The sequence below is a fragment of the Frankia canadensis genome, assembly GCF_900197875.1.
Taxonomy (GTDB): Bacteria; Actinomycetota; Actinomycetes; order Frankiales; family Frankiaceae; genus Frankia; species Frankia canadensis.
Genome location: NZ_FZMO01000123.1, coordinates 1 through 11,284 on the forward strand (window position 1 = coordinate 1; position 11,284 = coordinate 11,284).

Sequence of the window (11,284 nt, forward strand, 5' to 3'; positions counted from 1 at the left end):
GGGTGCGGCGGGCGGGGAGACGCCGGCCCAGGCGGTCGACGAGGGCGCGGCCACCGCGCTGGAGGCGGCCCACGCCGCCGGGGCGCGGGGCGACCTGGCCGGCATCTACGACCACATCATCGACAACCGCGGGGAACGCCTGGCCGCGGCCGTTCTGGCGCTCGCCGCCCCCGGCGCCCTGCCGGCGCTCGTGCACTGCAGTGCCGGCAAGGACCGCACCGGCCTGGTCATCGCGCTCGTCCTCGACCTCGCTGGCGTGCCGACCGACGTCATCGCCGAGGACTTCGCGCTCACCGCCCGCTACCTGGACGGGGAGGCCGGCGCGGCCGTGCGGCGCCTGTCGGCGCACATGTCGCCCGACGGCGCCGAACTGCCCGAGTCCGTGATGGCCTGCCCGCCCGAACTCATCGTGCGCTCGCTGGAACGCGTCCGGTCCCGCCACGGCGACAGCCGCGGCTACCTGCTCGCGCACGGCACCACCCCGCACGCCCTCGACCGTCTCGTCGACGCCCTCGTCCAGCCCGTCGACCTCTGAACGAGCCGACCTCCGAACGAGCCGACCGCTGACGAGCCGACGGCTCGGAGAAGTGAAGGGACGACCATGATCACCCTGCTCGACCCCGCCGCCCACACCCCCAGCCACATCCTGATCCAGATCAGCGACACCCATATCGTCCGCCCGGGACAGCTGCTGCACGGCAAGGTCGACACGGCCGCCACGCTGTCGACCGTCTTCGGCCAGCTGGAGGCGTCCGCGCTGAAGATCGGCGCGATCCTGCTCACCGGCGACCTCGCCGACACCGGCGACCTGCTCGCCTACCAGCGGCTGCGTGAGCTGGTGGAGCCCGCTGCGGCGCGGATGGGGATCCCGGTCCTGTACGGCATGGGCAACCACGACGCCCGCGGGCCGTTCCGGGCGGGCCTGTTCGGCGCCGAGCCGACGACGGAACCCCACGACCTCGTCCACTGGGTCGGCGACCTGCGCGTCATCGTCATGGACAGCACCGAGCCCGGGCAGCACGGCGGTTTCCTCAGCGACGCCCAGCTGCGTTGGCTCGCCGACGAGCTGGCCACCCCGGCGCCCGCCGGCACTGTGCTGGCCCTGCACCACCCGCCGGTGCCGTCGCCGATCGCGATGGTCAACTCGCTGCTGCTCGCCGAGCCGGAGAAGCTCGCCGAGGTCATCGTCGGCAGCGACGTCAAGATCATGGTGGCCGGACACTCGCACCACGCGTCCGCCGGTGTGCTCGGCGGGGTGCCCGTCTGGGTGGCCGGAGCCTCCGCCTACCGGGCCAACACGCTGGGTCCGGCGGACCGGATGACCGGCCTGGTCGGCGGCGAGTACACCCGTATCGACGTCTACCCGTCGGGGGCGGTGGCGACGAGCGTGCCGATCGCCCCGTCCGAGGTGCTCTACGACCTCGGCGTCGACGACCTCGCCCGGCTCGCCGACGAGTACAGCGCCGCCGCAGGACACGACGCCGCCAGGGAACACGACGCCGCCAGGGAACACGACGCCGCCACGGAACACGACGCCGCCGTCTCCGCCTGAGCGGCCAGGCCGGCCGGCGTGGCCGGCGCCAGCACCCTCCGGAAGGAATGTTCAGACGTGTTCGTCGAGTTCGCGCCCGGCGGCGCCGTGGTGCTGCCGGGCGGCGGGGTGACGGTGACGCCGGGCGGCGCAGCCGCGATGCCGGCCGGGCGGGGCCAGGCGGCGCGCCCAGCGCTCGCCCGGCGGGTGCTGGCCGCGCTGCCGCCGTACCTCTACCTGCTGCCCGGCCTCGCCTGCCTGGTCGTGTGGACCTACAAGCCGATCATCGAGGCCGTCCAGCTGTCCTTCTACCACTGGAACCTGCTGCCGACGTCGCCGCGGACCTACGTCGGCCTGGAGAACTACCGTCGGGTGTTCAGCCTGCCGCAGCTGCGCGGCGCCGCGACGAACACCCTGTGGTACATCCTCGGCCTGCTGCCGTTCTCCATCGTGGTGCCGACGGTGATCGCGCTCACCATCCGCGACCTCGGCGACCGGGCCCGCTCGGTGTACCGGGCGCTGATCTTCCTGCCGATCCTGGTGGCGCCGGTCGCCACGGCCGCGGTGTGGCGCTGGCTGCTGGACCCGCGGGGCCTCGTCAACCAGGCGCTCGGCCTCGGCCATTACAACTGGCTGCGCGAGGAGAACACCGCGCTGCTGTCGATCCTCGCGATCTGCGCCTGGCAGATCGTCGGATTCGCCACCCTCGTCGTCTCGGCCGGCCTCACCGGCATCAGCGCGGACTACGGCGAGGCGGCGCAGATGGACGGCGCGTCCCGCTGGCAGGCGACCCGGTGGGTGACGCTGCCGCTGCTGCGCTCGACGTTGCTGTTCATGCTGCTGATGACGGTGCTGCTGTCCGCGCAGTGGACCTTCCCGCTCATCGACGTGCTCACCCAGGGCGGGCCGGCGGACTCGTCCACCAACGTCTACTACCTGCTCTGGGACTTCGGGTTCCGCAGCCTGGACTCGGGGCTCGCGTCCGCGGCCGGCATCGCGTTCTTCGTGGTCTTCGCGGCGGTGGCGGCGGTCCTGGTGCGTCTCGCCGACCGCTACAGCTTCGCCGACAACTGATCCGCTGATCCGCTGATCCGCCAGAGAGCCTGAGAGGACACGCACGATGAGCAGTCCGGGGACCTCCCGCGGGCGGACCGCCGCCAGCCATGCCCTGCTGGCGGTGCTGAGCCTGGTCAGCCTCTTCCCGGTGTACTGGATGTTCGCGAGCGCGTTCCGCGAGCGCGGCGACACCTTCGACCAGTCGCTGGTGCCCTGGCCGCTCAGCCTCGGCAACTACCGGTACGTCTTCGACAGCCTCGACGTGGCCGGGCTGCTCGCCAACACCCTGGTCGTCGCGGGCGTCACCGCCGCCGGCCAGCTGATGGTGTGCCTGCTCGCCGCCTACGCCTTCGCCGCCTGGGACTTCCGCGGCCGCTCGGTGCTGTTCATGGCGTTCGTCGCGACGTGGCTCATCCCGTTCCAGGTCACGATGGTGTCGAACTACCTGGTGCTCTCGAACCTGGGGCTGCTGAACACGCTTGCCGGTGTGATCGTGCCCAACCTGTGTTCGGCCCTGGCCGTCATCATGCTGCGCCAGCACATGCAGGCGTTCCCCCGGGAACTGCTCGACGCCGCCCGGATGGACGGGCGCGGATCCTGGACGACCCTGTGGACGGTCGTGGTGCCGAACCTGCGCCCGGCGCTCGCGTCCCTGTCGATCCTGCTGTTCATCTCCGCCTGGAACGACTACTTCTGGCCGGCGCTGGTCCTGCAGCGGGCCAACTCGGTGGTGCAGCTCGGCATCCGCGGCTACCTCACCGCCGAGGGCGACGACTGGGGTGCGGTGATGGCCGCCTCCGGCCTCGCCTGCCTGCCGATCCTCGCCCTGTACCTCGCGATGCAGCGCCAGATCATCGACGCCTTCGTCCGCTCCGGCCTGCGTTGAGCCAGCCCATGGTCATGGGCTGTCGGGCAGCGGTGGGGGCCAGGCGACGGGGGGAAGGGCGGCCAGTTCCAGCGCCTGCGACAGCGGGACGGCCTCGCCGCGGGCCCGCGCCGCGGCGAACGCCGGCTCGCCGAGGCCGGCCCGGGCAGCCGCCTCGACGCGGGCGAGGTCACGGTCGCCGGTCCGGCTGATCAGCCCGCAGGCGCCGAGGAGCTCGGCGGCGTGGTCCGCCTCGCCCTCGCACAGCGCCAGGTCGGCGACGGCGACGAGCACCTTGGCGGTGATCGGGGCGTCGGTGGAGCGGACCGCCTCGCCCAGCGCGGCGGCGAGCAGCTGCCGGGCCGTGTCGAGGTGGCCCTCGGCGATCTCGACGACGGCGACCGCCGTGGCGGCGATCGAGCGGAACTGCGGGGCCGAACGCCGGAACCAGACGCCGGCGGCGGCCTCGCGGACAAGCCGCCGCGCCCGCGGCAGGTCACCCTCCAGCCTGGCCAGGTCCGCCTCGGCGAGGGCGACGCTGGACAGCAGCTCGGCGGTGCCGGCGAGCTCGGCGCTGCGGCGCGCGTCGGCCAGCGCGGCGCGGGCGCGCGGGATGTCCCCGAGGGCCAGCGCCGCACCGACCAGGTTCATCTGGAACTGCCCGGAGTCCTCGTTCGAGTCGAGCTCGGCGGTCAGCACGGTCGCCCGCTGGTAGTACTCCAGCGCCATCGCGTGGTCGCCGCGCAGGCCGGCGAGTTCCCCGAGCGCGCCGTAGGAGATCGCGAGCCCCCAGCGCTCCCCGAGCGCCTCGAACGCGACCCGGGCCTCGCTCGCCCGGGTGGCGGCCTCGTCGAGGTGGTCGCCGCTGTTGACGGAGGCGAAGGCGAACAGCACCCGGGAGATCGACCGCGCCCAGACGTCGGGCAGCTCGAAGCAGCTCTGGAAGGCCGCGCGGGCTTGTTCGCCGACGCCGTCGGACACCATCAGATAAAAGCCGCGCATCAGCGGCAGCATCGGATGCTCGCTGCCGGGCACCTCGTCGGCGCTGTGGACCGCCTCCAGGAGCAGGCGGCGGGCACCGTCGAGGTCCGCGAAGCCGTCGAACGCGTTGAGCGCGGCCAGGGTCCCGGCCACCGCGCGCGTCTCGGCCGGCGCGTCGCCGGGCAGCGCGAGTGCCGCCTCGGCGAGCTGCGAGCCCTCGAGCTTGCGCCCGCGCAACCACCAGTACCAGCCGAGCGCGCTGGACATCCGCACCGCCGTCGCCGCGTCGCCGACCCTGATCGCCCCGCGCAGCGCGGCATGCAGGTTGTCCTGCTCGACGGCGAGCCGGCCCAGCCAGAGCAGCTGGTCGCGGGCACGCAGCCGCGGCTCGGCGACCTCGGCGACGCGCAGGTAGTGGGCGGCGTGCGCGGCGCGCAGCGCCTCCCGCTCCCCCGCCGCGTCGAGGCGGTGCAGCCCGTACTCGCGGATCGTCTCCAGCTGCCGGTAGCGGGGGCCATCCGGCCCATCGGCACCGCGGACCAGCAGCGACTTCTCCACCAGGGCGGCCAGCAGGTCGGGAACGTCGTCCGGGTCGAGCCTCCCGGCCGGATCCCCGCCCGCCGAGGTGAACGCGTCGGCACACACCGCGCGGGCGCTGGCCGGCGTCACCCCGCCGCGGAAGATCGACAGCCGGCGCCACAGGACGCGTTCCGGTTCGTCGAGCAGATCCCAGCTCCACGCGACGACGGCCTCCAGCGTCCGGTGCCGGGGCAGGGCCGTGCGGCTGCCGGAGGTGAGCAGCCGGAACCGGTCGTCGAGGCGGGCGGCGACCTGCTCGGGCGTCATCGCCCGCAGCCGGGCGGCGGCCAGCTCGATCGCCAGCGGCATCCCGTCGAGCGCCCGGCAGATCCGCACCACCGACGCGACGTGGCCATCGGCCGCCCCGCTCACCCCGCCGTTCGCCGGCACCGCGGCCGCCGCCAGTTGGAAACCCGGCCGCACGGCCATGGCGCGATCGGTGAACAACCGCACGGCGGCGTAGCGGGAGACCGACTCGGTGTCGGCCAGGGCCGCCAGCTCCATCGGGGGCAGGGCGAGCGGCTCGACCGGCCAGAGCGTCTCGCCGGTGATGGCCAGCGGTTCCCGGCTGGTGGCGAGGATGCGCACCCCGGGGCAGGCGCCGAGGACCTCCTCGGCGAAGGCGGCGGCCGGGTCGAGCAGATGCTCACAGTTGTCCAGCACGAGCAGCAGCCGGCGGCCGGCGAGCGCGGCGGTCAGGCGCTGCGTCGGATCGTCCTCGGACACGCCCCGCATCCGCAGGGCGTTGAGCACCACCTGCTCGCGCAGCCCGAGGGCGGCGAAGACGGCCTGCGGCACGTCCGCCGCCGCCGTCACCGGGGCGAGCTCGACCAGCCAGGCGCCGTCGGGGAGATGGCCGGCCTGCTCGCCGCCCCCGTCGAGCAGGCGGCGGGCGGTCTCGACCGCCAGCCGGGTCTTGCCGGCGCCGCCCGGCCCGACCAGCGTCACCAGTCGCGCCTCGCGGACGAGCCGCTGGACCATGTCCGCGTCACGGGACCGTCCGACGAAGCTGGTGAGGGCGGCGCGCAGGTTCGTCCGCCGCCCGCCGTCGAGGCGAACGCCGAGGTCCGGCGCCGCGGCGGCCGCGGGCGAGGGCACGGGCACGGGCACGGGGGCGGGGGTGGCCGGGTCCGCCTGGCCGGGTTCGCCGCGCAGGATCGTGATGTGCAGCTCACGGAGCTCGGCGGACGGGTCGGCGCCGAGATCGTCGGCGAGCCGGGCACGCAGCCGCTCGTAGGCGTCGAGGGCGGCGCCCGGCCGGCCGGCGGCGTGCAGCGCCCGCATCAGCACCGCCGTGAGCGACTCGCGCGCCGGATCGGCGGCGACCAGCTCACGAAGCTCCGGGATGAGATCGGCCGCCGCACCGAGGCGCAGCTCGGCGGCCAGCCGATCCTCCACCGCGGCGAGCCGCCGCTCCTCCAGCCGGGCGACCACGGCCCGGGCGAACGGAGCCTCGGCGACGTCGGCCAGTGGGGGCCCGCGCCACAGGTCGAGCGCAGAGCGCAGCGTCGCGGCCGCGCGGGCGGCGTCGCCGAGCCGCAGCGCCTCGCGGCCGTCCCCGACGAGCCGCTCGAACCGCACCGCGTCGACCGCGTCGGGTTCCACGGCCAGCCGGTAGCCGGCGGCGCGGAACTCGACGGGCAGCCCGGGCACCGCACGGCGCAGCCGGGACACCAGCGCCTGCAGCGCCCCGACCGCGGCGGCCGGCGGCTCGTCCCCCCACAGGCCGGCGACCAGGCGCTGGGTGGTCACCGTCCGGCCGGGGTCGAGGGCGAGCAGGATCAGCAGCGTGCGCAGGCGGGAACCGCCGACGTCGACCGTCTCGGCCCGGACCCCGGATCCGGTCCGGACCTCCAGCGGGCCCAGCACGCAGATCTGCACGCCCCGATTCTGCCTGCCGACGATCCAGCGGGTCGACGCGATTACCGAGACGCCACCGTTCGCCCGCGGGCCATGCTTCCCGCGCACGGGCCTACGATTGATCGGGATCGATGGCACCGACGTCTCGACGATCATGTGAGGAGAGCGCCCCATGCACGGCTGCGATCTGCTCGCCGACGCCTTCGGACGCATCCGGGACGAGGTGCGCGGCGCCGTCACCGGTCTCGGCGCCGACCAGCTCGCCGCCCGCCTCGACGGCACGGCCAACTCCATCGGCTGGCTCGTCTGGCATCTGACCCGGGTGCAGGACGACCATGTCGCCGAGGTCGCCGGCGTCGAACAGATCTGGACGGCGGCCGGGTTCGCGGACCGGTTCGCGCTGCCGCTGCCGACCGCGTCCATCGGATACGGCCACACCTCCGCCGAGGTCGACGCGGTGCGCGTCGCCGACCCGGCGCTGCTCACCCAGTACCACGAGGCCGTCCACGACCAGACCGTCCGCTATCTGGCCACCCTCGGCGACGACGACCTCGACCGCGTCGTGGACGAGCGCTGGGAGCCACCGGTCACCCTCGGGGTGCGCCTGGTCAGCGTCATCTCGGACGATCTGCAGCATGTCGGGCAGGCCGCGTTCCTGCGCGGTGTCCTCGAACGCCGGGGGGTCTGAGGGTGCCGCGCCGCTTCGTCGCCCGCGACGGGCAGCCACTGTGCCTCGACCACTGGCACCCCCACGAGGCGTTCCACCAGTTCTTCGTCGAACCGCCGCCGATCGAGACGTTCATGCGCGACGCCGGAGTCGCCGCGCCACCCGCCATCCCCGCCTGGCCGGCGGCCGCGAGCACCGCCACCCCGGATCTCGACGAGAACGGCCCGGCCGAACCGGCGGCCTGAGCCGGCCACCGGGCAGGCGACCGGTCGGGTCAGGGGTTGCGGGTGCGCAGCAGAGTGCGCAGCTCCGCCTCCCAGTCGACGCCGTCGCCCTCGTGGCCGGAGGGCACCTGCTGCTCGATCTCGGCGAGGAACCGGGCGACGACCGAACGGGGCAGCTCGAGGTCGGCGCGCCCCGACGGACTCGACAACGAGACGGTGACGACCGCCCGCCCCAGCGACCGTGTCGGGCGGATCCGCACGTCCCCGGTGCCGGCCTTGGTCTGCGTGCCCTCGGCGAGCAGCGACCGCGCGAAGATCCAGGTGATCGTCTCCTTGCCCGGGCGCAGGATCAGCTCCACCGCGTACGGATCCGCCGGGTCGTAGCGCAGCGTGCCCGCGACGGCGGTGCGTGCCCCGTCATCCGGGACGAAGTCGGCGCAGAGGTCACGTACCACGACATGCGCGGGCGTCGAGCTGTGACGAAGCATTCGCTGCCTCCCAACACGGTCGGAACCGACCCTGTCAGCATCGCTGCCGCGCACGCCGCGGCGCGCCCTCCGAGGGGCCCCAGTCCACAGGCGGAACAACCCGCGCCGACCGGGCCGGTCGGGCCGGCGGCGCCGGCCCCGTCGACGCGATGACGTCGTCGACGCCGCCGACGTCAGCCCCAGGTGGCGAGGTTCCGGGACAGTCCGCTGATGGGTTCGCGCAGGGCCGCCCAGTCGTGACCGCGGACGTCGAGGACGACGGCACCGGTCGGGCGGACCCGGCCGAGCTGGTCATCGAGGGCCCGGTCGTCAAGGGCGTCGCGCGGCCCGTCGCCCCGGCCTGCGCCGTCGCCCGCCGGCTCCGTCCCGGAAAGCCCCAGCAGGCCGATGACCTGCTGATCCGCGCCATCCACCCGGCTGGCAAGCGGCAGCGACGCGCCGCTTGGCACCGCTCGCGTCCCCCGCAGCACGATCACCCGCCGCAGCACCGCGGCTACGAGGACGTCGGCCTCGTCCGACGCCTCGACCGGCGCGGCGACCGTCGCCCGCAGGAACCACCGCGGCCCGTCGAATCCGAGCACCCGCACCAGCCACGGCTCGGCCGCCCGCTGCCCGGCATCCGCCTGCTCGGCGACCGGCCGCTCAGGAAGCGGCTGCTCGGCGCCTGACTGGTCGGCGTCTGACTGGTCGGCGTCTGACTGGTCGGCGACCGGGTGGACGGCGACCGGGTGGACGGCGATGGTGAGCCGCAGTTCGGGCCCGCAGTCGCCGATCGCCTCCTCGACCGGGCCCGGCACGCCCGGCGGCGCCGCCGCGGCGAGGACGGCGGGCGCGGACGCGGCGAGCCCGGCCCGCACGTCGTCCCACAACCCGTGACTCTTCGGCGCCGCGTACGCCGCGAGGGTGAGCACCGCCCGCCCAGCCGTCACGACGGCCAACGCGCCACGCTCACCCGACGTGCCCCCCGCGGGACCGCCGTCGGCCGAGGCGCTGTCCGCGGGCAGCACGTCAATGGTGACCCCCGCAGGCACCGGAACGGCGAGCGAGCCGAGGTCGACTCGGCGGTGGCCGTCGCTCGGCGCGTCGTCAAGGTCAAAGGGGCCGCGCCAGCCGTCCTCACCCGGCGTGCCAGGAACGGCGGGCATGCTCGCCGGTGCGGGGCGTCCCGCCGCCTCGCCCACCCGCCGGCTGGACCCGATCCTGCGCCGACCGAACACCATGACCGTCTCCGTTCCTCCGCCACCCGCACCGCGACGGCGGCTGAGGTCAGGATCCCCCGGCCGTCACACGGCTGTCGACGCGGACACGACGACGCGGACACGACGACGCCCATGCGAACCACCGGACGCGGCACCGGACATGACGCGGCCACGGCCGTCCGACGGCCGCTATGAGCCCCCTCCGCCGGGTACCCGTTGTGTCGGCAGAGGGTAGGTTCGGGAGGGTGAGCGGAGTTCGAGACAACCGGCCGACGCCGCCGCGCCACCCATGATCACGGCGACCGCGCCCCTGACCGACATCGGCCACTGGGCACGCGGCAGCGGGCTCGAGGTCGTGATGCTGGTGACCGGCGCGCTGCTGCTGACCCGGTTCGCGACCTGGCTCGGCAACCGGGTGACCACGCGGATCGACGTGCAGGCCACCTCGGCCGACCGGGTGGTGCGCACCGAGGCCGCCAAGCACCGGCACGCGGTCACCCAGGTGATCACCTGGGTGACGCTGGTCGTCGTCTACTGCCTGACCGCCGTGCTGGTCCTGCAACGCTTCGGCGTTCCGGTGACCGGGTTCGTCGCGCCGGCGACGATCCTCGGTGTCGCGCTCGGCCTCGGCGCGCAGAGGATCGTGCAGGACATGCTCGCCGGGTTCTTCATCATCGCCGAGCGCCAGTACGGGTTCGGTGACCTTGTACGGCTCATGGTCAACGGCGGCGCGTCCGGCGGCTCGACGGGCACGGTGGAAGAGGTCACGCTGCGCATCACCCGGATCCGGACCTCCAGCGGCGAGGTCGTGACGACGTCGAACAGTCAGATCGTGCAGGTGGTCAACCTGTCGCGGGACTGGGCGCGCGCCGTCGTCGACGTGCCGATCCCCGCCACCGCGGACCTCACCCGGGTCAACGACGTGCTCAACCAGGTCGGCGTCGAGGCGTACGCCGACGAGGCGCTGCACGACCTCTTCCTCGACCCACCCTCGGTGATGGGTGTGGAGAGCATGGACCTCGACGAGTACAAGATCCGGGTCGTCGCCCGCACCCAGCCGGGCAGGCAGTTCGAGGTCGGCCGGACGTTGCGGGCCCGCATCGGCACCGCGCTGCTGCGCGAGGGCATCATCGTGCCGACCGACCTCGACACCGCCGCCCCGACCTCGTCGTGAGGCGTACCCGATGACCTTCCTCGACACGACCCGGGTGGTCCGTTTCGTCCAGTCGATCCACCTCCGCCGCTCGACGATCGCGCTGGTCGTCTTCTTCCTGCTGACCGTGGCGCTCTACCTGCTGGTCCGGCCGACTCCGGAGCACGTCGCCCAGGCCCGCCAGGCCGCGCGGACCATCAGCTCGTCCGACGACGTCGCCAGCGGCGACGCGGCCGACACGACGCCACGGCGCACCCACGCGACGCCGCGCCCCACCGCCACCTCGGCTCCGACCGCGACCCCGACGACCAGCCCCGACCCGACCGGCACCGGGACACCGTCCGTGGATCCGTCCGCCTCCGCGACCGCGACCGCGACCCCGACGACCGCCGACGGCCTGCCCGGCTCGGATCGCCCCGGCTCCTCGCCGGACGTGGCGACACCGTCCGCGGCGCCCGCCCCCACATCCGGCCTGGGCCTGGGCACCGGCGTCGGCGCGACCACCCAGCCGTGAGCCCGCGCCAGCAGATCACACCTGGACCACATTCCACCAGCGGAGTAAGGGGATATCACCGGGGCGGTGGGGTAACAGTGGTCCATGACCACGCCGCCCAGCCCCGCGCCGCCCGAGGGTGGTGCGCCGCGTCCGCCAGCGGGCCCGCCCGGCCCGTCGGCGTCGAC

Annotated in this window: 11 protein-coding genes; 8 read left to right on the forward strand and 3 right to left on the reverse strand. The window is 74.3% G+C overall.

All coding sequences use genetic code 11. The features are described from left to right. From C1A33_RS12440 to C1A33_RS12455, 4 genes are all read left to right on the forward strand, one after another. Positions 1–535 (forward strand): tyrosine-protein phosphatase (locus C1A33_RS12440; protein ID WP_165818353.1); only part of this gene is annotated, 535 nt, incomplete at its 5' end. 66 nt (positions 536–601) lie between these two features. Continuing rightward, positions 602–1,552, forward strand: a complete 951-nt coding sequence (locus C1A33_RS12445; RefSeq protein ID WP_101831685.1) for a metallophosphoesterase — start codon at positions 602–604, stop codon at positions 1,550–1,552. A gap of 57 nt (positions 1,553–1,609) precedes the next feature. Continuing rightward, positions 1,610–2,605 (forward strand): carbohydrate ABC transporter permease, encoded by a 996-nt coding sequence (locus C1A33_RS12450; protein ID WP_423748067.1) that lies wholly within the window; start codon positions 1,610–1,612, stop codon positions 2,603–2,605. Between the two features lie 46 nt (positions 2,606–2,651). Continuing rightward, positions 2,652–3,473, forward strand: coding sequence for a carbohydrate ABC transporter permease (locus C1A33_RS12455; RefSeq protein WP_101831686.1), 822 nt, complete (start codon positions 2,652–2,654; stop codon positions 3,471–3,473). Positions 3,474–3,485: 12 nt separating this feature from the next. On the opposite strand, the gene C1A33_RS12460 is transcribed toward C1A33_RS12455, so the two are convergent. Continuing rightward, a complete protein-coding gene (locus tag C1A33_RS12460) occupies positions 3,486–6,893 on the reverse strand; it encodes an AfsR/SARP family transcriptional regulator (protein ID WP_101831694.1) in 3,408 nt (1,135 codons plus the stop codon). A gap of 151 nt (positions 6,894–7,044) precedes the next feature. On the opposite strand from C1A33_RS12460, the gene C1A33_RS12465 reads away from it, so the two are divergent. Then, positions 7,045–7,560 carry a mycothiol transferase gene (locus C1A33_RS12465; RefSeq protein WP_101831687.1) on the forward strand — a complete coding sequence of 172 codons (516 nt, stop codon included), beginning with the start codon at positions 7,045–7,047 and terminating at the stop codon, positions 7,558–7,560. Positions 7,561–7,562: 2 nt separating this feature from the next. After that, positions 7,563–7,784 carry a hypothetical protein gene (locus C1A33_RS12470; protein WP_101831688.1) on the forward strand — a complete coding sequence of 74 codons (222 nt, stop codon included), beginning with the start codon at positions 7,563–7,565 and terminating at the stop codon, positions 7,782–7,784. Positions 7,785–7,813: 29 nt separating this feature from the next. On the opposite strand, the gene C1A33_RS12475 is transcribed toward C1A33_RS12470, so the two are convergent. Together C1A33_RS12475 and C1A33_RS12480 are read right to left on the reverse strand one after the other, a co-directional pair. Further along, positions 7,814–8,251 (reverse strand): SsgA family sporulation/cell division regulator, encoded by a 438-nt coding sequence (locus C1A33_RS12475; protein WP_101831689.1) that lies wholly within the window; start codon positions 8,249–8,251, stop codon positions 7,814–7,816. A 173-nt stretch (positions 8,252–8,424) separates the two neighbouring features. Then, positions 8,425–9,471, reverse strand: a complete 1,047-nt coding sequence (locus C1A33_RS12480; protein WP_101831690.1) for a DUF3710 domain-containing protein — start codon at positions 9,469–9,471, stop codon at positions 8,425–8,427. A 268-nt stretch (positions 9,472–9,739) separates the two neighbouring features. On the opposite strand from C1A33_RS12480, the gene C1A33_RS12485 reads away from it, so the two are divergent. Further along, positions 9,740–10,624: a mechanosensitive ion channel family protein gene (locus C1A33_RS12485; protein WP_101831691.1), complete on the forward strand. Its 885-nt coding sequence runs from the start codon at positions 9,740–9,742 to the stop codon at positions 10,622–10,624. A 10-nt stretch (positions 10,625–10,634) separates the two neighbouring features. Beyond that, positions 10,635–11,117 (forward strand): Rv3103c transmembrane domain-containing protein, encoded by a 483-nt coding sequence (locus C1A33_RS12490; RefSeq protein WP_101831692.1) that lies wholly within the window; start codon positions 10,635–10,637, stop codon positions 11,115–11,117. Positions 11,118–11,284: the final 167 nt, after the last annotated feature.

Coding starts and splice junctions, on each gene's coding strand:
- C1A33_RS12490 (WP_101831692.1), top strand. CDS start 10,635: ATGACCTTCCTCGACACGACCCGGGTGGTCCGTTTCGTCCAGTCGATC.
- C1A33_RS12465 (WP_101831687.1), top strand. CDS start 7,045: ATGCACGGCTGCGATCTGCTCGCCGACGCCTTCGGACGCATCCGGGAC.
- C1A33_RS12480 (WP_101831690.1), bottom strand. CDS start 9,471: ATGGTGTTCGGTCGGCGCAGGATCGGGTCCAGCCGGCGGGTGGGCGAG.
- C1A33_RS12485 (WP_101831691.1), top strand. CDS start 9,740: ATGATCACGGCGACCGCGCCCCTGACCGACATCGGCCACTGGGCACGC.
- C1A33_RS12455 (WP_101831686.1), top strand. CDS start 2,652: ATGAGCAGTCCGGGGACCTCCCGCGGGCGGACCGCCGCCAGCCATGCC.
- C1A33_RS12445 (WP_101831685.1), top strand. CDS start 602: ATGATCACCCTGCTCGACCCCGCCGCCCACACCCCCAGCCACATCCTG.
- C1A33_RS12475 (WP_101831689.1), bottom strand. CDS start 8,251: ATGCTTCGTCACAGCTCGACGCCCGCGCATGTCGTGGTACGTGACCTC.